The organism is Tenacibaculum gallaicum (assembly GCF_003387615.1).
GTDB lineage: Bacteria > Bacteroidota > Bacteroidia > Flavobacteriales > Flavobacteriaceae > Polaribacter > Polaribacter gallaicus.
The window spans coordinates 39,533-66,226 of record NZ_QUNS01000001.1; the positions used below are offsets into that span (position 1 = coordinate 39,533).

Genomic DNA, 26,694 nt, shown 5'->3' on the forward strand with positions numbered 1-26,694 from the left:
TAAAATGAAAAAATTATTAGCTATTGCTGTTTTGTTTGGAACATTAACAGCTAACGCTCAAGAAGAGAAAAAAGAAGAGCCTAAAGAAGGATGGAAAAAAAGTGGTAACATCTCTTTTCTATTCAATCAATCCGCTTTCAATAATTGGTTAGCTGGTGGTACGAACAATATTTCTGGTACTCTTGGCTTAAACTATGATTTTAACTACACAAAAGGTGATTGGACATGGGACAATAAATTGATTGCTTCTTACGGTGTAACAAAATTAAAAGGAGAATCTCTACAAAAGACAGATGACCGTTTAGAATTAAACTCGTTAGCAGGAAAAAAAGCGGGTGGATACTGGTATTACTCTGCTTTTTTTAACTTTAAGACTCAGATTTCTTCTACCTATGTTTCTGGTGAACAAACATCTCACTTCTTTTCTCCTGCATACTTTCAACTTGGACCAGGTATGTTATGGAAAAAACACGATAATTTAAAAGTAAACATAGCTCCTGCAACCTCTAAGTTAATTTATGTACATAAACATTTGACCGATTTAGGACCTGCTTTTGGAGTTAAGCAAAATGAAACCACTCGTTATGAAATAGGTGCCTCAATTAACGCTTATTACAAATTAGAGGTAATGAAAAACGTATCTGTAGAGAACATCTTAAACCTTTACAGTAATTATTTGGAAGATTTTCAAAACGTTGATATTGATTACACCCTTAACGTAGTAATGAAAGTTAACAAATTTTTATCTGCGAACCTTTCAATGCAGACAATTTATGATGACAATGCCTTTAAAGGATTCCAAACTAGAGAGGTATTTGGTTTAGGAGTGAATTACGGTTTCTAAAAAACAAAACACAGTAGTAAAACCTCAAGAACATGTTCTTGAGGTTTTCTTTTTTATGTATTTTAGCTTAAAAATTTAACGAATGACATTATTAATTGTTTACGCCACATTATCTATATTTTTCTCTTTTTTATGTTCTATACTAGAAGCTGTTCTGCTAAGTGTTACCCCAACTTTTGTTAACCTTAAAAAGAAAGAAGAAAAAGCTTATGCAAACGATCTTGAAACGTTAAAAAAAGATGTAGACAAGCCTCTTATTGCTATCTTAACAGTAAACACCATTGCACATACCGTAGGGGCAATATTAGTTGGTGCCCAAGCGAAGAAAATATTCAATGATGAAGGAAATGGTGTTTTTATTGTTTCTGCTATAATGACAATTTTAATTTTAGTCGCTTCTGAAATTATTCCTAAAACTATTGGTGCTACTTACTGGAAATCTTTAGCTGGTTTTACAACCAAAGCTTTAAACATACTGATTTTCTTTTGTAAATACACAGGTATTATTTGGTTGTTACAGCTATTTACTAAGATGTTTGGGAAAGGAGCACACGGTGAAAGTGTTTTAAGTAGAGAAGACTTCTCTGCCATGACCGATATTGCTGAGCAAGAAGGTGTTTTTCATGAAAGTGAAGGTAAAGTAATTAGAAATATGTTAAACTTTAAAGAAGTTCAGGCCAAACACATTATGACACCTCGTACAGTACTTACTACTGCTAATGAAAACCAAAGCATTGAATCTTTTTTTAATGAAAATAGACCTTTACGTTTCTCCAGAATACCTGTATATGCTGAAAACCCAGATAATATAACCGGATATGTTTTAAAGGACCAGCTATTACTTTCTTTAGTTGATAATAAAGGAAATGAACCTCTAAAAACAATTAAAAGAGAAATTATTATAGCAAGTAGAGAATTGTCTATTCCTAATTTATTTGAAAAACTAATTGAACAAAGAGAACATTTAGCTTTAGTCGTAGATGAATATGGAGCTGTTAGCGGTTTAGTGACTCAAGAAGACGTTATAGAAACTCTTTTAGGCTACGAAATAATGGATGAGAGTGATAATGTAGCCAACCTACAAAGCTTAGCTAGAAAAAGCTGGGAACAACGTGCTAAACGACTAGGTATTATTAATGATACTGAAAACGAATAGCAAATTTAAAAAAGTTTGTAAAGCAAAAAAGAGGTATGAATAAAATCATACCTCTTTTTTTATTATATATCTTAACTATCTCTAGTCATTAATTGTCCAAGAAACATAGTACATAGAACCAATTAATCCAGATCCTGGTGCAACCATATACTCGTTACCTGTTAAGTTAGTTCCTCCTAGTTTAAACCTTGATTTAATAGCAGGTACTCTATAATTTATTTGCGCATCTAATACCGTTCTTGCGTCTACTGTATCATCTAAGAAGCTTGACTGCCAATAGAACTCATCTTGCCATCTTAAATTCACATTAAACCCAAAGTTTTTAAACAAGTTTGGATTTCCAAACATTACTTTTACTTGATGCTCTGGAGTATTAAATCCTGCTTTAAAAGTAGGATCATCGCTTTGATCAAAAACTAATTTTGAATATGTGTAGTTAGCACCTAAGTTAAACGTCTTAAATACTTTTGTATTTAACCCTATACCTACACCATATGAATCAACATTTGCTGCTGTATTTGTATTAAGCACAAACGATGTATAGTCTCCATTATCTATTGCTGCATTAGCCTGAGCATCTGGTGTTCCATCAGCCTCTAAACCTCCGTAATTAGACACAATAACATCTTTAAATGCCACAAAATCGTTATACTGGTTGTAATAACCATTAATATCTAATTCTAATATATTTCTACTATTTAAATCGATAATACTTCTGTATCCAACTTCATATGAAGTAACCTTTTCTGGTTTAATTGGATTCACATCAAGTTTAACTCTATTATCTCTTCCAACTAATGCATTTCCAAAAGCTTGTCTACCAGTAATTTCACTAGTAGTACCATCTTGATTAACTACAATAGTAGAAAAACGATCTAGGTTTTCTTCTGAAGTACCTAAAATATACTTACTTGGTCCTGAACGTAATCCAAAGTATTGCTCTAAAGTACTTGGATTTCTAAATCCTGTTTGATAAGAAGCTCTTAAAATATGGTTTTTTGATTCTCCTAAAGAATAGTTTAACGCTACCCTTGGTGAGAAGTTTCCTTCAAAGTTTTTAGATTTATCATAACGAACAGATCCTGTAAACTTTAATCTATCATCTAAGAATTTCTTTTGAATTTGAGAATAAACCCCTATCATATCAAACTCTATACTACTATTTTCATCAGTAAATAAAGTTCCGTTTGAATTAATATCAAATTTACGGTAAGAACCTCCTATTTGAATCTCTCCCCAACGGATAATATCTTTAAAGTTATAATTAGCATCAAAATGGTAAAAAGAAGTCTCATCTTTTAATCCTGCTCCTCCTTTGTTTATTGGAGTATTAATTACCTCTTCTAAAGCTGTTTTAAATTCAGATGATCCTGGTACAAGTCTATTTCTATTTGCAAATCTTCTTGCATCAGCATCGTTAAGAGGTGTATATCCAGGAACTGTTAATGCTCCACTATATATACCAGCGTATTCTTGATACCAATTTTGGGTTGGATTGTATTTTTCATTTAACGCAATAGCTGCGAATCGTAAATCGTGACTTTTTCCTGAGTCATTTCCTGTATAATATCCTCTTACAAAAAAGTTTCTTCCTTTAAGCTCTAATTTATACTGCTCGATAAAATATCCTTTTTGAGAAAATCTATTTGTTCCTTGATATGTATTATCTCCACGAGAAAAACGAGAGTTTACTATAATTTCTAAAGCATCGTTTGCCCAAGGCCTGATATGAATAGATCCATCAAATTTTAAGTTATAACCATTATAATTAGTTAAATCTTTTTCTTCGTACCCTGTTCTACTAACATTCATAGAAGGTAACGCTGGATCCAAATCATTTAAATTAAAATTAAAATCATCACCATATACATTTACACCATCATAATCAGTGTTTGCATCTCTATCTCCATCAATAGCTGTTCCTCCAATTCCTGTGGTGTTTCTGGTATCAACTGCATGCCATTCTTCAGCAGAAAAATAAGTTAAATTAGCTTTTGCTGCAACATAATTATTGAACTTATATGCCATACGAATTCCTGCATCATAAAACGGATTGTTTCCTGCAGCTTCTTGCGACATATTCCCAGTTTTGATATAAGTACTTATACCTGCATTATCAAAGGGGTTTTTACTAGTCATTAATAAAATACCGTTAAACGCATTTGCTCCATACAAAGCAGAAGAAGCTCCTGGAAGGATTTCAACATTTTTAACATCTAAATCTGAAAGTCCCATAATATTTCCTGCTGAGAAATTCAACGCTGGTATTGATGTTTCTACTCCATCGACTAGCTGTACAAATCGAGTATTATCGAAAGTAGAAAAACCACGAGAGTTTACAGATTTAAATCCGTAATTTGCTTCACGTGATTCAATTCCTTTTAAGTTTGCTAATCCGTCATAAAATGAAATTGATGTATTTCTTTTAACATCAATAACTCCCATTCTTTCAATAGTTACTGGAGATTCAATAACTCGTTCAGGAGATCGAGATGCTGAAATTACAACTTCATCCAGTGCTACACTTTCTTTTAAAATTACATTCACTTCTTGATCTAATGAAGTAATCTCAATTATTTCCGTTTTATACCCAAAAGCAGAAACTTGCATAGTTATAGGGTAAGTTGACTTAACTTGTAAGCTGAAATTTCCTTCAAAATCAGAGGTTGCCCTAGCTTCTCCAGAAAGAATTACTGCATTTGGAAAAGGCTCCAAGTATTCGTCGTAAACTTTTCCATTTACTGTAGTTTGTGCATAAATAGACATACTACACACTACCAAAACTAAGGATAGTAGTTTTTTAAACATAATGTTTATTTTTAATTGATTTGTATTAAGTTATTTGTGATTTATTTACTCATCAAGAGCAAACATAATAGGGAATCCGTATTTTACTGAAGTTTGATCTCCTGACTTTTTAGCAGGTATAAACTGTGGTAGTTGAGATACTACTCGAACAGCTTCATTGTTTAGTAATCCACCATTTTTAGGCCCTAAGGTTTTAATATTCTTAACCTGACCATTTTTGTCAATAATAAAGCGTACCCAAACTTCTCCTTGAATAGATTCTTTTACCGCTTGGCTAGGGTATCTGAAATGTTTTTGAATATGCTTTACCATTTCAACATTAAAACAATCTAACCTTTCATTTTTCTTTGCTTTTTTGCATGCAGAAAACAAAGGTATTCTATCAACTGTAGTAAATTTTTCAGCTTTTCTTACTTCTTCTGCTGATAGTTTACTTGTTATATCTTCAAGGTTGTTCTTTAAAGTTAACGATTGGTTTAATTCTGTTTGGTTAGTTGTACCCTCTACTGCTGCTGTTCCAGCTCCTGACAATTCAGCAGCATTTGAAACTGCCTTCTTTTTTGAGATTTCTCTCTTTTTTAAATACCTTCTATTAGCCGATACTTTTACAGAAATTTGTCGTGTCCCTTTGTTCTTTTTACTTTTTGGGGCTATAGTACATTTTGTAATACTGTTTAGGTCTAAAGACTCTTCTGGAGTTTCACATACTTCACGTTGTGATACAACATTCGTAGCATAAAAACAAACTAATGTTATTATTAAAATAATTTTTCTCATACCTAAGGGGTTTAACATTTTTCCAATAAACTAATTCTAAGTTTTTATTTGTGAAAAATATGGCGTGCAAAGGTATTCTTTTTTTTATAGAAATTAAATTATTTTAACACTCTAATCTTCAGAACTATTTAAGCTAAAATTCATGGGAAAACTATACGCTACTTTTGTATTTTTACCTTGCTGTTTTCCTGGAGTAAAATTAGGTAGTAATAACACAATTCTTTTAGCTTCTTCTTTTAAGAGTTCATGTACATCTACTCCTTCCGTTTTAATATCTGTTACCTTACCAGCTTCATCAATTACAAAGCTTACTAGCACTTCTCCCTCTATCCCCTTATCTAAAGCTTCATTTGGATATACCAATGTATTAATTATATGATTTTGCATTTCATAATTAAAACAATTCACCTTATCTATTAAAGAATTTGTACACGACAAAAACACAGGAATTTCATCAACTACATCAAAAGAAACAGCTTTTTTCTTTATTGTTTTTGTAATTGGAGTAATATTGTACAAACGGCACATCGCTAAATCATTAGTTATTTTCATCAACTTAACTTGATTTGCTTTTATATCATTAGCCAAGCTAATAACTTTTTCAAAGTAAACACGTTTTCTTAAGTGTCTTCTACTAGAGGTTGTAGTTACAACAGGAGTTCCCTCATCATTCTTATCTACTTTTTTTTCTATTAAACATTTATCAACGACGTTTACATCTACTGAATGAAGATTTTCAGATGTACACTTCTCTTGTGCTGTAGCAAATTGAAAACCACAACATATTAACAAGAGTATAATTATATTTTTCATCATGATCTATTCAGATTAACACATGGTAACTCAAAAAAGAGTAGACATTTGACTTAGCCTTAAAATTTTACACTTAAAACTTTATGAATACTTAGTAAGCTAGCTGGTTAAATAAGATTGAGTTACTAGAGTAACTGTTTAAGCTTTCTTATTAACTAAATGGTCTAATGAAAATCGTCTAGATTTTGTTTGCGAAGTTTTATTATTTTTCATTTTCAGGGGGATAAAATGGTTAAAAATATTAATTTACAATGCTTTATAGAACATAGAAAAAACTATGTTAGCGATTATAAATATAGCAAAAAAGAACTTAAAATTATAATTCTTTAAGTTCTTTTTAAGTTATCGTTCTGTTTTTATACTGTAAAAAACTAATACTCTTGATATAAGAAATCATTATAAGGAAAACGTTGAATATGTATTTTCTTTACTTCTTCATACGCTTTCTCTTTAAAATTTTCTAAATTATCTTTATTCAAGGCTGAAATAAAAATGCTTTCAGTTTCTAAATCATTCATCCACGTTCTTTTCCAATCTTCTAGTGTAGAATGTTCTTTTGTTTTTTCTGTAATTAAATCATCTTCATCAATAGTTTCATGGGTATACGCATCTATTTTATTAAACACCATAACCGTAGGCTTGTCTTTACTATCAATTTCATCCAAAATCTTATTTACAGAAGCTATATGATCTTCAAAATTTGGGTGTGATATATCTACTACGTGTAATAATAAATCAGCTTCACGAACTTCATCTAAGGTAGATTTAAATGACTCTACCAGCTGAGTTGGTAACTTTCTAATAAACCCAACAGTATCTGTCATTAAAAAAGGAATATTCTTTATAACTACTTTTCTAACTGTAGTATCAAGTGTTGCAAACAACTTGTTTTCTGCAAAAACCTCACTTTTACTTACTACATTCATCAAAGTAGATTTTCCAACATTCGTATACCCAACTAAAGCAACACGCACCATTTTTCCACGGTTTTTACGTTGTACTGACATTTGTTTGTCAATAGTTGTTAATTTCTTTTTTAACAAAGATATTTTATCACGAATAATACGACGGTCAGTTTCTATTTCTGTTTCCCCTGGACCACGCATACCTATCCCTCCTTTTTGCTTATCAAGGTGTGTCCACATTCGTGTTAATCGAGGTAATAAATATTGATATTGCGCTAACTCAACCTGTGCTTTTGCTGAACTTGTCTGTGCTCTACTAGCAAAAATATCAAGAATTAAGTTGGTTCTATCTAAAATTTTACAATCTAAAAAACGTTCAATATTTCTAAGTTGTGCTGGCGATAGTTCGTCATCAAAAATGGCTGTTCCTATTTCATTGGACTCTATATACGCTTTTACATCTTCTAGCTTCCCTGTTCCTATAAAAGTTTTTGGGTGTGGCTTATCTAGTTTTTGAACAAATCTTTTAACAGCTACTCCTCCTGCTGTAAGTGTCAAAAACTCTAGTTCATCCAAATATTCTTCTGATTGCTTTTCATCTTGATGTTGGGTTATAATACCTATTAAAACCGTTTTTTCTGATATGGCTTCTCGTGTTTCTATCATACCTTGCAAAAGTACAAATTTATCAACGTATGTGGTTTAAACTTTCTACGGTATTAAAATCACTATAACAGCTTTCCTACAGTCCTTTTCAATACAGGTAAAACGTCCTTTTCAAACCAAGGGTTCTTGGCTAACCAAAACCGGTTTCTTGGTGATGGATGTGGTAACACAAAATAGTTAGGCAAGTATTCCTCAAAAGTATTCACTGTCTCAGTAAGTGTTCTTTTCGCTTTTTCTTTTAAGTAATAGTTTTGAGCGTACATTCCTATTAAAATAATCAATTTAACTTCTGATATTTCTTCTAATAAAGGCTGATGCCATTGCGGTGCACACTCTTTTCTTGGTGGTAAGTCTCCCGTTTTTCCTTTTCCGGGATAACAAAAGCCCATTGGAATTATTCCAAAGTTGTTAGTATTATAAAACTCCTCATCAGTAACATTTAACCATTTTCGAAGTTGCTTTCCGCTAGCATCATCCCAAGGAATTCCTGACTGGTGTACTTTGGTTCCTGGTGCTTGACCTACAATAATAATTTTTGACTTTTTATTAGCAGAAACTACTGGGTTAGGCACTATGTGTTCCTCACAAATTTTACATTCCTTTATTTTTCGTAAAAGACTCTCCACACTGTAAAGTTACTATTTATGTATAAAAAAACACTCGATTACATTGTAAAACGAGTGTACTTTTTAACTTTGATTATTTTAAATCTTAATTATTGATTGCATAGCTTGCGCCATTGCCCAAATCTGATAAAAATTTAAAAAAAGTTTTCATTAGTTTTTTCCCTTTTTTGGCTAATTGTTGTTTTTCCATTCTTCTAGATATTTTTATTAATTCCCTTATGGTAAAAATAAAACACAACTACCTGGTAGCTTATAGGGTTTTTACCCTTTTCAACCTATTTAAACCACTCTTTTTCAGTCAGTTAAAAGGGGTAGTTAAAATTTCAGGAATTATAGAAAAAACCACCTCTACTACTATAAAAGGTGTTTTAATTTGGAAGAAAATCAAAGTAGATCTATTCCTTTTTTAGGAATATAGAATAGCTCTTTTTAAAACTTTATAAAATCATCGAAAGCAACATAGTAAGGTTTGTCTTTAAAAACAGGCAAATCAACACTTTCAGCATTTGCTATTCCTACACCTGCATACCAAACATTAGCGTTTTGTTTTTCGGCATGTTTTTTAAATGTTTCCATCCACAACACATCATATTCTTGTGGCGATTGTATATTATTTGTCGTTTTTACCAATACAAAAATGGTAGGCTCTCCTTTTTTATACAACACAAACTGTGGATGCTTTTTCAATTCACTATTAACTGCAATAAACTCATACCCCATTTCTTGTAGTTTTGTACCTACAATATTCATCCCTAAATTATGAAGTTCTTGTTCTGTAAGTGCTTGCATTATTTTTTCTTATTGCGTTTGTTATAGTTTTTATCACCTCTTGTTTTAGGCTTTTTATACTTCTTCGCAATTTCTCTTCGGTATGAACCTCCTTGATTTGTTTTTTTATTCTTTTCTTTTTTCTCGTGAAAAGCGGGCCCTGGAATATATTCTTGAGACGTTCTATTCTTATTAACTTCTCCACCTTCTTTTGGACGCTCTTCTTCTGTTAGCTCTTTTGAGATTTCAACCTGCTCTGGAATTTCTAACTTCGGAATCTCATAATCCATCAATCTCTCAACTCTTTGCTTAGCCTCCTGTTCTTTTTCTGTCGCAAATAAAATGGCTTTTCCTTCACGCTCAGCACGACCAGTACGACCTATTCTATGCATATAATTTTCAGGAAAATGCGGTGCATTAAAATTAATTACATGTGTAACTTCTTCTAAATCAAGCCCACGTGCTATAACATCAGTAGCAATTAAAATTCGTTTTTCTCCTTGATTAAACTGCTCAATAGAGCGTAAACGATAGTTCTGCGTTTTGTTTGAGTGAATAACACAAGCTTGAGACGGATATTCTTCTGCAACACAATCAAACAACCTATCTGCATTTCGTTTATTTGGCGCAAACACCAATACCTTACTAAACTCAGATTTATCAAATAATAAATAGTTTAACAGGTTAACTTTTGTATAAAAATTTGGAACATCGTAGCTTGTTTGCTGAATATTATCTAATGGTGTTCCACTCACTGCTATCGCTATTTTATGCGGCGCAATAAAAAAATCATCAATTAATGCCTCTACATCTTCTGTCATCGTTGCTGAAAACATGATATTTTGACGTCGTTGTGGCAATAAATCGAAAATGTTTAATAATTGAAAACGAAATCCTAAATCGAGCATCACATCTACTTCATCAATTACCAACTTCTGAATAGATTTTAGCTTCAACACTTTACTTAATGCTAGGTCATATAAACGCCCTGGTGTGGCAACAATAATATCTGAACCCTGCATTACTGCTTCTTTATGACGGTTTAAGTTTACACCTCCGTAAACTCCAATAGCTCGTAGTGTTATATATTTTGATAGCTTTTCAATTTCTTCAACAACTTGCACTACCAACTCACGGGTAGGTACTAAAATTAACACTCTTGGGTGTTGTTGTTTAGAAAACTTTAAGTCGCGTAATATTGGCAATAAGTATCCGAAGGTTTTACCAGTACCTGTTTGCGCAATTCCAACCACATCTTTTCCTGATCGGATTACAGGAAATGCTTGTTCTTGAATAGGTGTTGGGTGTACAAAACCTAATTCTTCAATTGAATTTCGTAGTGGATTTGATAAGTCTAAATCTTGAAAAGTTGTCATTAACAATAATTTGATGCAAAGGTACAACCAATATTTTGTATATTTAAAGGAGTTAATTCTTTTTGATTATGGAAATACCTAAACGACTAGAACAGGCGCTTATTAAGCTTTATAATGCTTTTCATAACGATGAATTGAATCCTGAATGTTGTTCGGCATGCGCAGTTGGTAATATTTTAGATAACCGAGATAGCTGGAAACATTTAACAAACGGTCATGGTTCATTGAAGTTAAGCTATGTGGGTAGGGTACATCAAAATTTGGGCAGAAAGTTTAATGGTTACACTCCGCTTGAATTACTACACATTGAGAAAGTATTTTTAGAAACATGTGGTTTTACTGTTCCATTATGTCACTACAATCCAAAACCTAAGAACCCTACCAATAAGGAAAGACTGTTTAATGGCTTATGTGCTGTTGTAGCACATTTATGTAAGCTTGAAGATATACCTAACGTTATGGACTATGCTAAAGTTTTTGAATATGAAAAAGATTGTCCTGTTTATACGTTTGATGTAATTTATCAATAGAACTCTTAACTGGGTTAGCACATTATTCTTTTCTTTTCAAAATATAAAAACCGATACAAATTTGTATCGGTTTTTTATATGATGTATTAAACACGAAGTGTCTATCCTCCAAAGTCATCAAAACGAATGTTTTCGTCATCTAGACCAAAATCTTCACCCATTTTTTGTACTGCTTTGTTCATTAATGGTGGCCCACAGAAATATAATTCTAAATCCTCAGGACTTTCATGCTTAGATAAATATTGGTCTATTACAACTTGGTGAATAAATCCAACAAAACCATCTCCGCTTTCATCATTAATATCTTTTTTAACCTTCCAGTTATCTTGTTCTAATGGCTCAGATAATGCCAAGTAGAATTTAAAGTTTGGAAAGTCTTTTTCTAACGCTCTAAAGTAGTGAATGTAGAATAATTCTGCTTTAGAACGACCTCCGTACCAGTATGTTACTTTTCTACCAGTCTTTAAAGTTCTAAATAAATGATAAATATGTGAACGCATTGGTGCCATACCTGCTCCACCACCTACATATAACATCTCTGCATCAGACTCGTTAATAAAGAATTCACCATAAGGTCCAGAAATAGTTACTTTATCTCCTGGCTTTTGATTGAAAATATACGAAGATGCTACCCCTGGATTTACATCCATCCATCCACCTTTAGCACGGTCGAAAGGAGGTGTTGCTACACGAACATTTAACATGATTTCTCTTCCTTCTGCTGGGTAAGAAGCCATAGAGTATGCTCTCTCTACAGTTTCTTCATTCTTCATTACTAATGGCCTTAGGTTAAATTTATCCCAATCAGCCTCAAATTTATCTGGTTCACCAGGATGATCTTGTGGATGTGCAGAAATATCCATATCAGCATATTTTACTTCACATGGTGGTATTTCAATTTGAATATACCCACCTGCTTTATAATCCATTTCTTCTGGAATCTCAACTACAAACTCCTTAATAAAGGTTGCTACGTTATAGTTACGTACTACAGTTGCTTCCCATTTCTTAATTCCAAAAATTTCTTCTGGAATAGAGATATCCATATCTTGCTTTACCTTTACCTGACATGCTAAACGAATACCATGTTGTAATTCTTTACGTGTAAAGTGAGGCGTTTCTGTTGGTAAAGCTTCACCTCCACCAGAGTTTACGTGACACTCACACTGTACACAAGAACCACCTCCACCACATGCTGATGGTAAGAAGATTTTTTCATTACCTAAGGTAGATAATAAAGTTCCTCCTGATGCTACTTCAATTGTTTTTTCACCATTGATTGTAATTTTTACTGGACCAGATGGTGCTAACTTTTGTTTTACAAATAATAATAAGGCTACTAAAACTAAAAGTACCGCTAAAAACGCTAATACTGTAATAGCAACTGTTCCTCCTGTGCTTACTTCTAAAAATACCATTATTCTGTAATTTCTTTAGTGTTATTAGCTAATTCTTCTACTTTTTTTTCAGTTGTCTCAACAGCCTTTTCTTCTACTTCTTTCTTTTCAACCTTAACTTCAGCAGTTTCTTCTTTTTTACCAGCATCATCACCTCCAGTTAACATTCCACCGAAACTCATAAATCCGATAGCCATTAAACCTGTAATGATAAATGTAATTCCTAATCCTCTTAACGCTGGTGGTACAGATGAATATCTGATTTTTTCGCGAATAGCTGCAATTGCTAAAATAGCTAAAAACCATCCAATACCAGAACCAACACCATAAGTTAATGATAAACCTAATGTTGGGATTTCACGAGATTGCATGAATAATGACCCTCCTAAAATTGCACAGTTAACAGCAATTAACGGTAAGAAAATTCCTAAAGAGTTATATAATGCTGGGGCAAATTTTTCTACAATGATCTCTACCAATTGTACCATGGTTGCAATTGTTGCAATAAACATGATGAATGATAAGAAACTTAAATCATAGTCTGCATACTCAGCTCCTAACCATTTTAAAGCTCCAGGCTGTAATAAGTATTGATCTAACAACCAGTTTACTGGTACTGTTACTGCTAATACAAAGATTACTGCAGCTCCTAAACCTACGGCTGTTGATACTTTTTTAGATACTGCAAGGTATGAACACATTCCTAAGAAGGTAGCAAATACCATGTTATCTATAAATATCGATTTAAAAAATAATTCTATATGTTCCATATTTTTATAGTATTGAGTATTGAGTAGTTAGTATTGAGTTTATTTATTGATAGCATCTCAATTCTCATCTAACGTCTCTTTACTATTTTAATCTTCTACTAGTGCTTTATTTCTTGTACGTTGTACCCAAATAATAATACCTACAACGATTAATGCCATTGGTGATAATAACATAAATCCGTTATTTTCATATCCTAAAGCATACAATCCTGTTTTTTCAATAGGATCTCCTAATACTTTAAATCCTAATAAAGTACCTGAACCTAATAATTCTCTAAAGAATCCTACAATAATTAAGATTACTGCGTACCCTAAAGCATTTCCTATTCCGTCTAAGAACGACCTCCATGGCCCGTTACCTAAAGCAAATGCTTCAAAACGTCCCATAATAATACAGTTGGTAATAATTAACCCAATAAATACTGATAAGGTTTTACTTAAATCGTATGCAAATGCTTTTAACACTTGGTCTACAATAATTACTAAGGTAGCTACTACGATTAACTGTACAATAATTCTAATTTTTGATGGAATAATATTTCTCATTAACGAGATTACTACATTTCCTACTCCTAATACAAATAACACCGATATAGACATTACAATAGAAGCTTTTAACTCTGCTGTAATTGCTAATGCAGAACAAATACCTAATACCTGAATAGTAATTGGGTTATTATCTGCTAATGGATCAGTAATTAATGCTGCGTCTTTTTTTGATAAAAGTCCCATATTTATTTTAATGTTTTAAAGTAAGGTACGTATAAACCTAGTTCAGATTTAATCATTGCAGCTACTCCGTCACCTGTAATAGTTGCTCCTGCAATTGCATCTACCTCGTTATCATTTTTATCTTCATTCTTTGGATCATTGTTCGATTTAGAAACTGTAATTCCTTTAAAAGAACCGTTGCTCATTAAATCTTCTCCAATAAAATCGTCCATAAAGTAACGTTGCTTAATATTAGCTCCTAAACCTGGGGTTTCTCCTTTATGATCAAAGAAAACTCCTTGAACTACCATATTTCTATCCATTGCAACATAACCCCAAATAGCATCCCAAAGACCTTTACCTCTAATTGGTGCGATATAGAAAGTTTTACCTTCTTTTTCTCCAACAAATAATGGTAATTTTCTTGTTTTACCTTCTTTAGCTGCTGTTTGTTGTTTCTTTACATCTATTAAATATGCTTTAGCATCTTCAGAAACATTAGCTCCTTCAATTACTAATTGCTTTTTGATGTACTTACCAAACTCTTCTGCTACTTTATCTTTTGAAACAAATTCAACACTTGTTTCATCATTTTCGTTAACTCCCATCGCGTACAAAATATTTTGTTGCTTCTCGATACGTTTATTAGCATCGATTGTTGGACGAAGTGATGACGCTGTAAAAGCTAACAACGCACCTACTACTAACACCATTCCTATGGCGAAAAGTACCGTATATAAATTACTATCTGTCTTCTTACTCATAATTAGGCAGTTTTAGCTTTTAAACGTTTTAATCTTTTCTTTACATTCCCTTGAACTACGTAATGGTCAATTGTTGGAGCAAATACATTCATTAATAAGATTGCTAACATTACTCCTTCTGGATATGCTGGGTTGAATACACGAATCATAATTGAAATAAAACCAATTAAGAATCCATAAATCCATTTTCCTTTGTTAGTTTGCGATGCGGTTACTGGATCAGTTGCCATGTATACTGCACCAAATGCAAAACCTCCAATTAATAAATGTTTCCAGAAATCTAAGCTCATTAATCCGTAAAACTTACTTGTTTCACCAATCCATCCCATATCAACTACCTGGTTAAAGATGAATCCCATTACTAAGGCTCCAATAACTGCAGACAACATAATTCTCCAGCTTCCAATCTTTGTAAAGATTAAGAATAAAGCTCCTAATAAAATTAATAATGTTGATGTTTCTCCTACTGAACCTGGAATAAATCCGAAGAACATATCAGAAACTGAATGGTTTAATGGTTGAGATTGTGCTAAACTTCCTAAAATAGTTTCACCTGAAATAGCATCTGCAGTTCCTGCAGCTTCTACAGCTCCTTGAACCCATACTTTATCTCCAGACATCCAAGTTGGATATGCGAAGAATAAGAATGCACGAATTGTTAAGGCTGGGTTTAAGATATTCATCCCAGTTCCTCCAAATACTTCTTTACCAATTACAACACCGAATGCTACTGCTACTGCTAGCATCCATAAAGGTAAGTCTACTGGTACAATTAACGGAACTAACATTCCTGTTACTAAGTACCCTTCTTCTATCTCATGTCCTTTGATTATACAAAAAACAAATTCTATTGCTAAACCAACTGCATATGAGACAATTACTAATGGTAATATTTTAACTAAACCGATTAGGAAGTTACTCATATTCCAAAATTCTCCAGAAAAGAAGCCTGTTGCGTTTGAAACAGCTTCTATTTGAAGGTTATGCTGATATCCTGCATTAAACATACCGAATATTAAACATGGCACTAATGCCATGATTACTGTATTCATTGTACGTTTAAGATCATCTGCCGACTTAATGTGAGTTCCTCCGTGAGTAGTCTCATTCGGCATATATAAGAACGTATGAAAACCATTAAATAGCGGAGCCATTTTAGTTCCTTCATACTTCTTTTTTAAATTATGTAAGTTTTGTTTTAAGCCCATATCTTATCCTAATTCTTCTCTCATTAAATCTAATCCTTCACGAATTATTTTTTGGTGAGGTTGTTTCGATACACAAATAAATTCTGTTAACGCAAAATCTTCTGGTGCAATTTCATAAGCTCCTAATCCTTCCATTTCGTCAAGATCTTTATACATACAAGCTTTTAATAATTGCATCGGATAGATATCTAATGGGAAAATCTCTTCATACGAACCAGTTACTACAAATGCTCTATGCTCTCCGTTAGTATTGGTATTTAAATCGTATGATTTTTTTGGATTTAACCAAGAAAATGTTAATGCTCTAGAAGTAGATATTTTATTAAAAACTGGTTTGTTCCAACCAAATAATTCATAATCATCTCCTTCAGGAATAGCTGTAATCAAGTTATCATAGTATCCTAAGAAACCATCTTCACCAACTTCTGAACCGCTTAACACGTTTCCGCTAATTACACGAGTATTATTAGCATCTAAATTTCCTTTAACAACATCAGCTATTTGAGCTCCTGCTTTTGCAGTTACATACTGTGGTTTGTTAAATTTAGATCCTGCTAATGCAATCGTACGAGTAATATTAAACTTACCTGTTAGTAGCAATTCTCCCATAACAACTAAGTCTTGAGGTGTAACCACCCATACAACTTCTCCTTTGTTAATAGGGTCTATTTGTGCTATTTGAGTACTTACATTTCCTACTGGATGTGGTCCTGAAACTTTATGTAGCTCAACTCCTTTCACATCTTTAAATGGTGATAGTGTTGAGTTTTTAGCTACAGAAACATGTACTTTACCTGCTGTTAATTTGGTTAATGCTGTTAAAGCAGCTTGTAATTCTGCTTCTTTGCCTTTTAACGCATAATCATAATCTGCTGCTAAAGGTGCACTTGCGTAGGCTGATACAAAGATTGCTTTTGGTGCTTGATTAGGGTTTGCAACCACGTCGTACGGACGTTGTTTTACAAACGGCCAACAACCTGAAGCAAACAAGTGGTTTTTAACCTCTTCTCCAGACATTGCGTCTACATCTTTTTTACCAAAATCTTTGTATGCCTGCTGTGCATCAGCAGTGATTTTAATTGCTAAAACTTTTCTTCGTGCTCCACGAACGATTTCTGTAACTTTACCACTAACAGGACTTGGGAATAAAATACGCTCATCACTTTTTGAATAAAAAAGTGCTTCACCTGCTTTTACTTCTGTACCTTCTCTTGCTAAAATTTTAGGAATAACGCCGTGAAAATCATCTGGCTTTACTGCAAACATACTACCTGATTGAAGTTCGGTAGTTATCTGTTCTGCCTCGCCAACTAGCTTGATATCCAAGCCTTTCTTAATACGGATGTCTTTTGACATAGGAACTGATTAATTTGATTTTCTTAAAAACACGCAAATTTAAAAATTTTGCCCCCCTTTGTAGAACAAAACCATTCTTATCTTTTAAAAACAACATTATTTATATTTATTCTAAATAAAAACCTTGTCTTTGGCTTATATTTTGATACTTTTGTTATATCATGATAAAAACAAAACTCTCTATAATTGCCTTTTTACTAGTTGTTTCAACCTTTGCTCAAAATGTAAAAACAGTACAACTACGTCCTAAAAATAACCCAGACTTTTATGCTCCAATTGTTCGCTTAGGTGATGTTTTAAAATTATCTTTTGATGATTTAGATGCTGATAGCAAACAGTACCAATACAAAGTTGAACACATGACTCATGATTGGAAACCTAGTTCAATGACTAGCAACCAATACATTGAAGGTTTTGAACAAAATGAGATCATTAATTTTACCAATTCTTTTAACACACTACAACCCTACACTCATTATTCAGTAGAAATCCCAAATCAAAACACAATTATCACCAAAAGCGGTAATTATTTAATTTCTGTTATTGATGAAAACTACGAAGTTGTTTTTACAAGGCGTTGTGTATTTTACGAAGACATTACCACAGTAGGTGTTGCCGTTTTTAGAAGTAGAAATGCTACAACAACTAACCAACAACAAACAGTCCAATTCTCTGTAAACCACCCTGGTTTACAAATAAACACTCCTTCTCAAGAAATTAATGTTACGTTATTTCAGAATCACAATTGGAACACTGCTCTCACCAATCTTCAGCCTGTTTTTATCAAACCTCAGCAATTGTTATACAACCATACAGTTAAAACTAATTTTTGGGGCGGAAATGAATTTTTAAATTTTGACACTAAATTTATACGAAACTCAAGTTTAAATGTTGCCAGAGTAGAACGTAAAAACCTATACCACAGCTATCTTTACACAGACGAACCTAGAGTTGATAAAACATATACTTACAACCCTGATATTAACGGACAATTTGTTGTAAGAACCACTGAACGTGATGTTATTGACAATAGAGACAATACTGAAGCTGATTATTCTTTAGTTCATTTTTCTTTAGATGCTTTTGAACCTTACGAGAACAAAGAAATTTTTGTTTATGGTGCTTTTAACAATTACGAATTGTCTGAAGAAAATAAAATGACTTATAACACCTCTGAAAAAATTTACACAGCCACACTTCCTTTTAAACAAGGGTTTTACAACTACAGTTATGCTACCTTAGACAGCAGCAAAAACATTGACTTACATGAGATTGATGGTTCTTTTTACCAAACTGAAAATGAATACACCGTGATTGTTTACTACAAACCTTTTGGTGAAATTTATGACAGAGTAATTGGTGTAGGTTATGGCTTTTTTAACCAAAATAAGTAAGGTATCTATAGAAACATTGACTAAAAACTGAAAAAGAACTATCTTTATCATATGTTTCAGCAAGTTACAAAAGGCATTAAAATCTCTGTAAAAACATCTTTTAGAGGCTCTGTTTACAGAGGACATCGGCAGTATTATGCTTATAGTTATTATGTATCTATAGAAAATAGTTCGAAAGAAACTGTAAAATTACTTGAGCGTTTTTGGGTTATTTTTGATGCTCTTAACAGTACTGAATACGTAGAGGGAGAAGGTGTTGTTGGCGAAACCCCCATCTTAAAACCTAACGATATTTATAATTACAGATCTAATTGCTTTTTACTTTCTACTACGGGTGCTATGGGAGGCAATTACAAAATGATTAACATAGAAACACTTGAAGAATTCCTAGTAATTATTCCAACTTTTCAATTAACTACCACTTCTATTTTAAACTAATGATTAAAAAAAACAAAGTTCCAGTTGTTAGAGATACCAACTGCTTAAACTGTGGATGTCCTTTTACTAATAATGAAAAATTTTGCCCTGAATGTGGGCAAAAAAACAGAGGTAAAAAAATCACCTTAAGTATTTTTCTTCGAGAACTTTTTGCTGGTTTTTTCTCTTTAGACACTAAGTTTTGGAGAACTCTTATCCCTTTACTAATAAGCCCAGGAAAAGTCTCAAAAGATTATATTGAAGGAAAAAGAATTAAATACACAAATCCATTTCGATTCTATTTAGCTACTTCTATTATTTTTTTCTTAATTATTAGCTTAACCGATAGTTATAAAAAATTCGAAGAATTAAGAATCGGCAGATCGTCAAAAATCAAACTAAACAACAACGATACTGAGGCTATTCAAGTAGATTTGGACTCTATACAAAATGTTGTTTTTAAACAACTTGAAGAACAGGATTCTATTAAAGCCGAACAAACAAAAACTAAAACTGACTCCACCAAGGTTTCATATAACACAGAACTAAAAACAGTTAAATCTGATCTCGGTAACTCTTTTGACATCGTAAAATTTATGAAATTTCAAAAAGGACACCCTAAAGTCTCTATTGATGCTGCTTTGGATAGCTTACAAGTAAAGAGAAATTTTAGTAATCGTTTTTGGTATTCCCGCGCAAAAGTTTTTAATTCAATTTTTTTAGATAGAGATGAAGCTAAGAAGTTTTTTCGTCAAGTGTTATCGTACTCTTCTATTGCACTTTTTATACTACTCCCTTTATTTACTTTATTTTTAAAATTTATTTACATGAGAAAGAAGTATACTTATGTAGAACACCTAGTCTTTGTCTTTCATGTACAAACCGTACTCTTCCTTCTCTTTTCTATTTTTTATATCATAGACTTTTTTAAGCATTCTAACAGCTTTTTACCTGTTTTCTTACTTCTCTTTATGATTTACTTATTTATAGCCATGAAAAGATTTTACAATCAAGGATATTTTAAGACGTTTATAAAGTACATACTAGCCAATACAATGTTTTTTATCTTAGCTATGCTTGGATCTGTTGCTATATCATTTGCTGCATTTGCTTTGTATTAATTTAATACTTGTAAAAAAAAGTTTTTTGAAGTGTTTTTAAATTCTACAGATGCTTCTAACTGGTTGTTATTAGTTACTGACAACTGTATTGTTTTTACTTTATCTAAGTATTTGTTTTTAAAAGAATAAATACCTCTGTCTTTTTGTTGATAGTCGGCAACATTAAATAAGAAGTAAAACTTACTATTTTTGTTAGCTTTTTTAACTAGTTTTTGGTTCTTTACTGATGTGAACCTTAAACCACTCTCTTCACAAAAGCTATAAGTAGTAAACAAAGGCATTAACGTTAATAGGTCTTCATTGTCTACTTTCTGAATCGCTTTTTTTTCTTCTAAATAACTACACAAATCACCTCCTTCAACTTCTAAAATCACTTTAGGTGTTATTGTTTTTTGAACTTCCTTCTTTTCTATCTTGTTAAAATCATCGTCATACTCATAAGTTACAATCGTATCTGACTTTTCTATAAAAGAGGTAAGGTTCCCTTCTACTACTCCATCCCATTTACTAATGACAGAATCTAGCGATAGTGTTGTAAGTTTTTTAAATTTATCTTTAAAATCTTTATCTAATCTATCTGCTACTATTTTAGTATTTAGCTTACCTGATATACTTAGCATTGAACTAACTATAGATGTTGCTTTAAATGACTTAAACAAGTCATTTTCTTCACTTAACTCACCTTGGATTCTTAAAACTCCTTCATCAATAATAAGCTTAAAAAAATCCCCCTGCAAAGTATTTATAGCTATAGGTGTTTCACTGTTTTTTATTTGTTTAAAAATTAAATCTTCTTCAGAAAAATAATCCTTATGATTTAAGGCAGATAATAATTCAGAAGATACAACAGCTTTTTGATACTTTTTAAACAGAATTTGTAGTGAATTATTTTGCACTACACAGCTCACTCTTCCTTTTGTATAAACGAAAGCATTTCTAATTTTTTGTTCTGTAAACCCTTCTTCTTTTAATGCTTCTGCAAATTTAGCTTTTATAGGTACTTGATTGCTTATAAGAAAGTCTTTAAATTCTTGTTGATTGGTATAAAAGAACACACTGTTAGGTATTTCAACTTGATCTAGTAGCGTTATTTTTTCTTCCTCTTTTGTCGTTGAGGATTTTTTTGAATCAAACTGTGAAAGTGGATGCTTTAAAAAGCTAAGAAGTATGTTATATTCTATTTCTCGAAGATTAACATAAATCACAGTTTCTGCTGAAGTTGGTACTTTTTCTGTATAAATTACGGTTGGGTTATATCTAAAAAACCCAACCGTAACAATAATACAGCATACTATTACAAGTATATATGCTATTCTTTTTATCATTTAGCTTACTTCGCTACTGCATTGATAAATTCTAACAATAATTTTAAAGTATTTTCTTCTGTTCCTTGTGTAGAAATTTTTAATTCAGAAGAAATTGTATTACCTCTCATTCTAGACACTCTAAACACACCTTCATTTAAATTCTCTGTTGAAAAACGCATTGCTTCTTTTTCAGACTTATTCATCCATTTATTAGGAATCTTATTTAAAACAGCGTTTGCGTCAACAAAAAATACTGTTGAATTATTTCTAACCAACTTGCTGTGTTTTTTAGTATTAAAATTATTATTTCCTCTAGCAATACTTAACGCATTAGTTCTTGATGTAGTTAAGTACAATACATCATTTTTAATTACTGAATATAGGTTAAATGGTATATCAGACTTTTTAGTTTTAAATTCTACTACATTATTTTCAATCTTTAACGCTTTGTGTTTTTCTCCTAATCTAAAAAATTTACTTAACAATTCCTCTTCCTCTGAACCTATCATTAACGTAAAATCAGGAACAATTTCTTCTTTTGTTTTTGTTACTTCTTTACGCTTGTAATCTTTATCATATTCGTAAGTAGTGTATTCTACTTCTTGTTTAGAAAAATCGTTCAATACTAAAAGGGCATCTCCAGTAACTAATTTCCCTACTGCTTCTTCATCTATAACTAAAGAGAACAAATCACCTACAATTTCCATTTCTTCTTGAAACTTAGGTAAAATGCCTCCGTACATCTTATGTAATAATTCTGGATATTCCTTTAACGTTTCTTCAGTGTCTATCGAAATACTCCAAAAAGCTAATGCTTTATCATGATCAAAGCTGTTTACTAAATTGCGACTCATTCTTTTATTATAAATCTTTTTGAAAGATTTCTTCATATCAGAGCTAACCGACATGTCTAATAAGATTCTTGCATCGTTTTTATCAAAAAACAAATTAGCAGTTACTTCTTCAACCCCGTAAATATTTTGATTTCCACCTTCAGCATACATAGGATACAGATACCCCCCAAAAGACTTGAACAAATCTGTCATTAACATACCATAGTTACGAACCCAAAGTGTTGCTGATGCATTTTTCTTTTTACTTTTTTGAAATTTTGTATTAGAAGCAATAGAGCTGATAGCATTCTTATTAAATAGGTTTAACACATACTTTTTTGTCCAACCTTTACCTATTCTTTTTCTGAAATTGTAGTTATACTCTCTTTCTTCTTTAAGTTTATCTAAACGTTCTTTATGAGTTGAGAAATATCCTCTTGACGCATCACCGTTTACCAATAAAAGATAATCATCGTTCCAAATTCTAATATCACTACGTCCTTCAATGATATTATAGCCTTCCATTCTTCTTATCTTCTTCTTATTTCGTTTACTTAACATTGACTCGAACAACTCTCTATCTTTCAATTCAACATAAAAGTTATGGTATGAAATACTATCAGTTTTACTGAAGAAATAATAAGCATTCGATTTAATATTAATACCAGCATTAGCAACTGAAGACACTTTATCTTCATCACGTCTTCTATTAATATCCTTTAAAATTTCTTTTCCAATAGCATTCTTATCAATATCTGATACTTCTATTAACTTAAATAAATTTTCTGCATTTGCAGAAATTAACACGTCTACATTGTTAGGTATCTTAGACTCTAATCGTTGAGCTTGTATAACTGTAAGTGTGTTTAAAAACAGTAGTGTAGCAATAATTTTTTTCATCCTAAATTTAATTCTCTAATTGTATTTTATTTTTGATTGTTTGTTTGTTTGCTATGATGTCTTGTGCTTGTAAATGTAACATAATAGCTTTTTTACTTTGTGATATTCTTGCTTGGTTATTCTCTGTCGTTTTTATAGGCGTTTCAAACCTATACACACTGGTGTAAGTAGCAGTTTCAAACACCTTACGGTCTTGATTTTTTGTTTTTCTGAACTCTTTCCCTAAATCAAAATGATGGCTACGTGTAAATGTTTTATTCTTTTCATTAAAAGTAAAATGTCTGTCTTTTTTGATAGCTTCTATATGTTTTTTAGAGCTAAAATTAACTATTACTTCATTCAAAGCTTCCACATTATCAAAATCACATGAAACTGTTACGATGAACTCATTAAAGTTTAACGTATTTTTTACATTATGAACTCCTTTTGTCCCTTTAATCTTAGAAACTATTTCTTGTACTTTTTTTCTTATGGTTACTTTTGAAGGTACTTTATAACCATTTATACTATCAAGTAATAGTATAGAAGCTAGCTTCGTTTTACTTTTACTTAAGTTTATGGTAAGCACAGCACTTCCCGAACCATCTTTATTAAAACTTACTTCTTCAACAAACTCAAAGCAACTTGTAAATAAGAAAATAGAAATTGTAGAGAATAGCAATAATAATCTTTTATTCATAAAATATTTTTTGCAAAGATATTAAATAGGTTTTATTACAAACGAATGATTTCTCCTCCTATTTTGTTAATATTTGAATGTAGATCGTAATAACTCATAGTAAGCTTCTTTTCGTTTTTTATAACTGACGTTACACTCACTGTTTCTACATTTTGACGCTTCATTTTTAAAGAGACCTCTTTACTACCTTTGGTTTCATCTTGATGAAAATTGATAATATCTGACTGATTAAAGTTTCTGTTATTTAATAACCAATCGGCAAACCACTCTTTTCTTAACTGTTTTATTTCATCAGTATACAGTGTAGATGACGACCAAATTTTAGGTTTATTATTTAACTCTTGAAAATGCTTTTTAGCTCCATCCCAAACTAACTCATAAGCTTTTAAGTTGCTATTCCAATCAACCAAAACAATAGTAAAAGGTTCAATCCCTTCAAAATCAAAATGATTGATTATTTCAACTGGATTCTCAACTTTTAATAATTGTTTTACAATAACACCTCTGCTCATTCGATACGACTCTGCTCTTTGATGTTTTGTAAACCCTCCATTTAGTAAACAAATCAATCTACTTTTTTCACTTAAACCAATCCATGTACCACCTGCAAGTTCATCTTTAGGATAGGTTAACCTTACCCCATCTTCTAGATACGTTTTTGGTGCAATAGTTTTTCGTTTTGGGTCTTCATCTCTATTCGAGGTTAATATAAAATCATTATCTCCTAAAGGTAAATAAGTTACCGTACACATGTTGTTTTACTTTTAAATAATTCCAGCCTTTTGTCCTTTTAAATATTCCTAAAATAACCGTAACTTTGTCGTTTAAGAAAGTCTGGTATAGGCTTTTTCAATAACAAAGAAAGAAATTTAATTCAACAAACAACATACAAATGGGAAAAGGATTTTTTCACGTACCAACTGCCATTAACGAAACCGTAAAAAGTTACGCTCCAGAATCTTCTGAACGCGAAGCGGTTGCAAAACAATACAAAGAATATTTTAACGGATCTGTAGATGTACCAATGTACATCGGTAACGAAGAAGTTAGAACAGGAAATACTCGTAATATGACTCCTCCACACGATCATCAACACGTGGTAGGGCAATATCATATTGGAGACAAAACACATGCAGAAAAAGCGATTGCTAATGCTTTAGAAGCTCGTACTGAATGGGCACAAATGCCTTGGGAACAAAGAGCTGCTATCTTTTTACGTGCTGCTGAGTTAATCGCAGGACCTTACCGTGCAAAGATTAACGCTGCAACGATGATTGCACAGTCAAAAACTGTTCACCAAGCTGAAATTGATGCTGCTTGTGAATTAATCGACTTTTTACGTTTTAACGTAGAGTATATGACTGAAATTTACAACGAGCAACCGAACTCTGACGACGGAATTTGGAACCGTGTTGAGTACCGTCCGTTAGAAGGGTTTGTATACGCTATTACTCCATTTAACTTTACTGCAATTGCTGCAAACTTACCAGCATCAGCAGCGATGATGGGGAACGTTGTAGTTTGGAAGCCATCTGATAGCCAAATTTTCTCTGCAAAAGTAATTGTAGACATATTTAAAGAAGCAGGTGTACCAGACGGTGTTATCAACGTAATTTATGGTGATCCTGTTGAAATTACTGAGGTAGTGTTAGCATCTCCTGATTTTGCTGGAATCCACTTTACAGGTTCTACGTACGTATTTAAAGAATTATGGAAAAAGATTGGTGAAAACATCCACACTTACAAAACATACCCAAAAATTGTAGGAGAAACTGGTGGTAAAGATTTTATCATTGCGCACCCTTCTGCAAATCCAAAACAAGTAGCTACAGGTATTTCTCGTGGTGCGTTTGAGTTCCAAGGACAAAAATGTTCTGCGGCTTCAAGAGCATATTTACCAAAATCATTAGCTGAAGAAACCCTAAACTATGTAAAAGAAGATGTCGCTTCTTTTAAAATGGGTTCTCCAGAAGATATGAGCAACTTTATTACTGCGGTAATTCACGAAGGTTCTTTTGATAAATTAGCGAAGTATATTGACCAAGCAAAGGCTGATGCTGATGCTGAAATTATCGCTGGTGGTAACTACGATAAATCAAAAGGATACTTTATTGAACCAACAGTTATCTTAACTACCAACCCTAAATACACTACGATGGAAACCGAATTATTCGGCCCTGTAATGACTATTTACGTGTACGAAGATGCTGATTGGGCTGATACTTTAAAATTAGTTGACGAAACTTCTGAATACGCTTTAACAGGTGCTGTATTCTCTACTGACCGTTACGCTGTTGCAGAAGCTACCAAAGCTTTAGAAAACTGTGCTGGTAACTTCTACGTAAACGATAAGCCAACGGGTGCTGTTGTAGGACAACAACCATTTGGTGGAGCAAGAGCTTCAGGAACAAACGATAAAGCAGGATCTGCTCAAAACTTATTACGTTGGGTATCTCCTCGTTTAATCAAAGAAACTTTTGTTTCTCCTGTAGATTATCGTTACCCTTTCTTAGGATAAGAAGTGTTATTCCGAACCTTATGTTAGGAATCTTACTATAAGTTAAAAGC

The 26,694-nt window shown here is 32.3% G+C and carries 24 protein-coding genes; 7 read left to right on the plus strand and 17 right to left on the minus strand.

The annotated features are described in order from the left end of the window. The first annotated feature begins 4 nt into the window (after nucleotides 1–4). Both C7448_RS00175 and C7448_RS00180 read left to right on the plus strand, forming a co-directional pair. Complete coding sequence (locus tag C7448_RS00175; protein WP_115899358.1) at nucleotides 5–844, plus strand: DUF3078 domain-containing protein; 840 nt, start codon at nucleotides 5–7, stop codon at nucleotides 842–844. Between the two features lie 82 nt (nucleotides 845–926). Then, nucleotides 927–2,000 carry a CNNM domain-containing protein gene (locus C7448_RS00180; RefSeq protein ID WP_115899359.1) on the plus strand — a complete coding sequence of 358 codons (1,074 nt, stop codon included), beginning with the start codon at nucleotides 927–929 and terminating at the stop codon, nucleotides 1,998–2,000. An 81-nt stretch (nucleotides 2,001–2,081) separates the two neighbouring features. On the opposite strand, the gene C7448_RS00185 is transcribed toward C7448_RS00180, so the two are convergent. From C7448_RS00185 to C7448_RS00220, 7 genes are all read right to left on the minus strand, one after another. Continuing rightward, nucleotides 2,082–4,808: a TonB-dependent receptor gene (locus C7448_RS00185; RefSeq protein WP_115899360.1), complete on the minus strand. Its 2,727-nt coding sequence runs from the start codon at nucleotides 4,806–4,808 to the stop codon at nucleotides 2,082–2,084. 45 nt (nucleotides 4,809–4,853) lie between these two features. Next, a complete protein-coding gene (locus C7448_RS00190; protein WP_170136979.1) occupies nucleotides 4,854–5,585 on the minus strand; it encodes an energy transducer TonB in 732 nt (243 codons plus the stop codon). Between the two features lie 111 nt (nucleotides 5,586–5,696). Beyond that, nucleotides 5,697–6,401, minus strand: a complete 705-nt coding sequence (locus C7448_RS00195; protein WP_115899362.1) for an energy transducer TonB — start codon at nucleotides 6,399–6,401, stop codon at nucleotides 5,697–5,699. A gap of 368 nt (nucleotides 6,402–6,769) precedes the next feature. Beyond that, a complete protein-coding gene (gene hflX / locus C7448_RS00200) occupies nucleotides 6,770–7,969 on the minus strand; it encodes a GTPase HflX (protein ID WP_115899363.1) in 1,200 nt (399 codons plus the stop codon). A gap of 62 nt (nucleotides 7,970–8,031) precedes the next feature. Beyond that, nucleotides 8,032–8,595: a uracil-DNA glycosylase family protein gene (locus tag C7448_RS00205; protein WP_115899364.1), complete on the minus strand. Its 564-nt coding sequence runs from the start codon at nucleotides 8,593–8,595 to the stop codon at nucleotides 8,032–8,034. 429 nt (nucleotides 8,596–9,024) lie between these two features. Beyond that, nucleotides 9,025–9,384, minus strand: coding sequence for a Na(+)-translocating NADH-quinone reductase subunit F (locus C7448_RS00215; RefSeq protein WP_115899366.1), 360 nt, complete (start codon nucleotides 9,382–9,384; stop codon nucleotides 9,025–9,027). Continuing rightward, on the minus strand, nucleotides 9,384–10,739 hold the full coding sequence (locus tag C7448_RS00220; RefSeq protein WP_115899367.1) for a DEAD/DEAH box helicase: 1,356 nt from the start codon (nucleotides 10,737–10,739) through the stop codon (nucleotides 9,384–9,386). Before C7448_RS00220 ends, C7448_RS00215 begins: the two co-directional genes overlap by 1 nt. Before the next feature lie 68 nt (nucleotides 10,740–10,807). On the opposite strand from C7448_RS00220, the gene C7448_RS00225 reads away from it, so the two are divergent. Next, a complete protein-coding gene (locus tag C7448_RS00225) occupies nucleotides 10,808–11,269 on the plus strand; it encodes a Na(+)-translocating NADH-quinone reductase subunit F (protein WP_115899368.1) in 462 nt (153 codons plus the stop codon). Nucleotides 11,270–11,370: 101 nt separating this feature from the next. Here the strand turns inward: C7448_RS00225 and nqrF are convergent, their stop codons facing one another. The 6 genes from nqrF to C7448_RS00255 all read right to left on the minus strand — a co-directional run bounded on the left by nqrF (nucleotide 11,371) and on the right by C7448_RS00255 (nucleotide 17,475). Beyond that, nucleotides 11,371–12,687, minus strand: a complete 1,317-nt coding sequence (gene nqrF / locus C7448_RS00230) for an NADH:ubiquinone reductase (Na(+)-transporting) subunit F (protein ID WP_115899369.1) — start codon at nucleotides 12,685–12,687, stop codon at nucleotides 11,371–11,373. Then, nucleotides 12,687–13,436 (minus strand): NADH:ubiquinone reductase (Na(+)-transporting) subunit E, encoded by a 750-nt coding sequence (gene nqrE, locus C7448_RS00235; RefSeq protein WP_115899370.1) that lies wholly within the window; start codon nucleotides 13,434–13,436, stop codon nucleotides 12,687–12,689. The genes nqrF and nqrE overlap by 1 nt, the downstream gene beginning before the upstream one ends. A gap of 87 nt (nucleotides 13,437–13,523) precedes the next feature. Further along, a complete protein-coding gene (locus tag C7448_RS00240; RefSeq protein WP_047788329.1) occupies nucleotides 13,524–14,168 on the minus strand; it encodes an NADH:ubiquinone reductase (Na(+)-transporting) subunit D in 645 nt (214 codons plus the stop codon). Between the two features lie 2 nt (nucleotides 14,169–14,170). Beyond that, entirely contained in the window at nucleotides 14,171–14,911 is a 741-nt protein-coding gene (locus C7448_RS00245; protein WP_115899371.1) for a Na(+)-translocating NADH-quinone reductase subunit C, read from the minus strand. 2 nt (nucleotides 14,912–14,913) lie between these two features. Further along, the gene (locus C7448_RS00250) at nucleotides 14,914–16,119 is read right to left on the minus strand and encodes an NADH:ubiquinone reductase (Na(+)-transporting) subunit B (RefSeq protein WP_115899372.1); all 1,206 of its coding nucleotides are present in this window, start codon (nucleotides 16,117–16,119) and stop codon (nucleotides 14,914–14,916) included. A gap of 3 nt (nucleotides 16,120–16,122) precedes the next feature. After that, entirely contained in the window at nucleotides 16,123–17,475 is a 1,353-nt protein-coding gene (locus C7448_RS00255; protein ID WP_115899373.1) for a Na(+)-translocating NADH-quinone reductase subunit A, read from the minus strand. A gap of 161 nt (nucleotides 17,476–17,636) precedes the next feature. Between C7448_RS00255 and C7448_RS00260 the strand changes: the two genes are divergently transcribed. Genes C7448_RS00260 through C7448_RS00270 form a run of 3 tightly spaced genes read left to right on the plus strand, consistent with a single transcriptional unit; the run spans nucleotide 17,637 to nucleotide 20,407 of the window. Next, the gene (locus C7448_RS00260; RefSeq protein WP_115899374.1) at nucleotides 17,637–18,869 is read left to right on the plus strand and encodes a type IX secretion system plug protein; all 1,233 of its coding nucleotides are present in this window, start codon (nucleotides 17,637–17,639) and stop codon (nucleotides 18,867–18,869) included. Nucleotides 18,870–18,920: 51 nt separating this feature from the next. Beyond that, nucleotides 18,921–19,307: a Co2+/Mg2+ efflux protein ApaG gene (apaG, locus tag C7448_RS00265; protein WP_115899375.1), complete on the plus strand. Its 387-nt coding sequence runs from the start codon at nucleotides 18,921–18,923 to the stop codon at nucleotides 19,305–19,307. Further along, a complete protein-coding gene (locus C7448_RS00270; protein ID WP_115899376.1) occupies nucleotides 19,307–20,407 on the plus strand; it encodes a DUF3667 domain-containing protein in 1,101 nt (366 codons plus the stop codon). The genes apaG and C7448_RS00270 overlap by 1 nt, the downstream gene beginning before the upstream one ends. On the opposite strand, the gene C7448_RS00275 is transcribed toward C7448_RS00270, so the two are convergent. From C7448_RS00275 to C7448_RS00290, 4 genes are read right to left on the minus strand one after another with little or no spacing between them, the layout of a single operon-like run. Further along, nucleotides 20,404–21,732, minus strand: coding sequence for a hypothetical protein (locus C7448_RS00275; RefSeq protein ID WP_115899377.1), 1,329 nt, complete (start codon nucleotides 21,730–21,732; stop codon nucleotides 20,404–20,406). The two genes, C7448_RS00270 and C7448_RS00275, sit on opposite strands and share 4 nt — an antisense overlap. A gap of 5 nt (nucleotides 21,733–21,737) precedes the next feature. Then, nucleotides 21,738–23,447, minus strand: a complete 1,710-nt coding sequence (locus C7448_RS00280) for a hypothetical protein (RefSeq protein WP_115899378.1) — start codon at nucleotides 23,445–23,447, stop codon at nucleotides 21,738–21,740. Between the two features lie 7 nt (nucleotides 23,448–23,454). Continuing rightward, nucleotides 23,455–24,126 carry a hypothetical protein gene (locus tag C7448_RS00285; RefSeq protein ID WP_115899379.1) on the minus strand — a complete coding sequence of 224 codons (672 nt, stop codon included), beginning with the start codon at nucleotides 24,124–24,126 and terminating at the stop codon, nucleotides 23,455–23,457. A gap of 35 nt (nucleotides 24,127–24,161) precedes the next feature. After that, on the minus strand, nucleotides 24,162–24,878 hold the full coding sequence (locus C7448_RS00290) for an NRDE family protein (protein WP_115899380.1): 717 nt from the start codon (nucleotides 24,876–24,878) through the stop codon (nucleotides 24,162–24,164). A 140-nt stretch (nucleotides 24,879–25,018) separates the two neighbouring features. Here C7448_RS00290 and pruA point away from each other — a divergent pair, with 140 nt between their 5' ends. Then, on the plus strand, nucleotides 25,019–26,644 hold the full coding sequence (gene pruA / locus C7448_RS00295) for an L-glutamate gamma-semialdehyde dehydrogenase (protein WP_115899381.1): 1,626 nt from the start codon (nucleotides 25,019–25,021) through the stop codon (nucleotides 26,642–26,644). Nucleotides 26,645–26,694 lie beyond the last annotated feature (50 nt).

What these genes read in the sequence shown, in the direction of transcription:
- C7448_RS00175 (WP_115899358.1), top strand. Translation starts at nt 5, where the DNA reads ATGAAAAAATTATTAGCTATTGCTGTTTTGTTTGGAACATTAACAGCT.
- C7448_RS00180 (WP_115899359.1), top strand. Translation starts at nt 927, where the DNA reads ATGACATTATTAATTGTTTACGCCACATTATCTATATTTTTCTCTTTT.
- C7448_RS00185 (WP_115899360.1), bottom strand. Translation starts at nt 4,808, where the DNA reads ATGTTTAAAAAACTACTATCCTTAGTTTTGGTAGTGTGTAGTATGTCT.
- C7448_RS00190 (WP_170136979.1), bottom strand. Translation starts at nt 5,585, where the DNA reads ATGAGAAAAATTATTTTAATAATAACATTAGTTTGTTTTTATGCTACG.
- C7448_RS00195 (WP_115899362.1), bottom strand. Translation starts at nt 6,401, where the DNA reads ATGATGAAAAATATAATTATACTCTTGTTAATATGTTGTGGTTTTCAA.
- hflX (WP_115899363.1), bottom strand. Translation starts at nt 7,969, where the DNA reads ATGATAGAAACACGAGAAGCCATATCAGAAAAAACGGTTTTAATAGGT.
- C7448_RS00215 (WP_115899366.1), bottom strand. Translation starts at nt 9,384, where the DNA reads ATGCAAGCACTTACAGAACAAGAACTTCATAATTTAGGGATGAATATT.
- C7448_RS00220 (WP_115899367.1), bottom strand. Translation starts at nt 10,739, where the DNA reads ATGACAACTTTTCAAGATTTAGACTTATCAAATCCACTACGAAATTCA.
- C7448_RS00225 (WP_115899368.1), top strand. Translation starts at nt 10,808, where the DNA reads ATGGAAATACCTAAACGACTAGAACAGGCGCTTATTAAGCTTTATAAT.
- nqrF (WP_115899369.1), bottom strand. Translation starts at nt 12,687, where the DNA reads ATGGTATTTTTAGAAGTAAGCACAGGAGGAACAGTTGCTATTACAGTA.
- nqrE (WP_115899370.1), bottom strand. Translation starts at nt 13,436, where the DNA reads ATGGAACATATAGAATTATTTTTTAAATCGATATTTATAGATAACATG.
- C7448_RS00240 (WP_047788329.1), bottom strand. Translation starts at nt 14,168, where the DNA reads ATGGGACTTTTATCAAAAAAAGACGCAGCATTAATTACTGATCCATTA.
- C7448_RS00245 (WP_115899371.1), bottom strand. Translation starts at nt 14,911, where the DNA reads ATGAGTAAGAAGACAGATAGTAATTTATATACGGTACTTTTCGCCATA.
- C7448_RS00250 (WP_115899372.1), bottom strand. Translation starts at nt 16,119, where the DNA reads ATGGGCTTAAAACAAAACTTACATAATTTAAAAAAGAAGTATGAAGGA.
- C7448_RS00255 (WP_115899373.1), bottom strand. Translation starts at nt 17,475, where the DNA reads ATGTCAAAAGACATCCGTATTAAGAAAGGCTTGGATATCAAGCTAGTT.
- C7448_RS00260 (WP_115899374.1), top strand. Translation starts at nt 17,637, where the DNA reads ATGATAAAAACAAAACTCTCTATAATTGCCTTTTTACTAGTTGTTTCA.
- apaG (WP_115899375.1), top strand. Translation starts at nt 18,921, where the DNA reads ATGTTTCAGCAAGTTACAAAAGGCATTAAAATCTCTGTAAAAACATCT.
- C7448_RS00270 (WP_115899376.1), top strand. Translation starts at nt 19,307, where the DNA reads ATGATTAAAAAAAACAAAGTTCCAGTTGTTAGAGATACCAACTGCTTA.
- C7448_RS00275 (WP_115899377.1), bottom strand. Translation starts at nt 21,732, where the DNA reads ATGATAAAAAGAATAGCATATATACTTGTAATAGTATGCTGTATTATT.
- C7448_RS00280 (WP_115899378.1), bottom strand. Translation starts at nt 23,447, where the DNA reads ATGAAAAAAATTATTGCTACACTACTGTTTTTAAACACACTTACAGTT.
- C7448_RS00285 (WP_115899379.1), bottom strand. Translation starts at nt 24,126, where the DNA reads ATGAATAAAAGATTATTATTGCTATTCTCTACAATTTCTATTTTCTTA.
- C7448_RS00290 (WP_115899380.1), bottom strand. Translation starts at nt 24,878, where the DNA reads ATGTGTACGGTAACTTATTTACCTTTAGGAGATAATGATTTTATATTA.
- pruA (WP_115899381.1), top strand. Translation starts at nt 25,019, where the DNA reads ATGGGAAAAGGATTTTTTCACGTACCAACTGCCATTAACGAAACCGTA.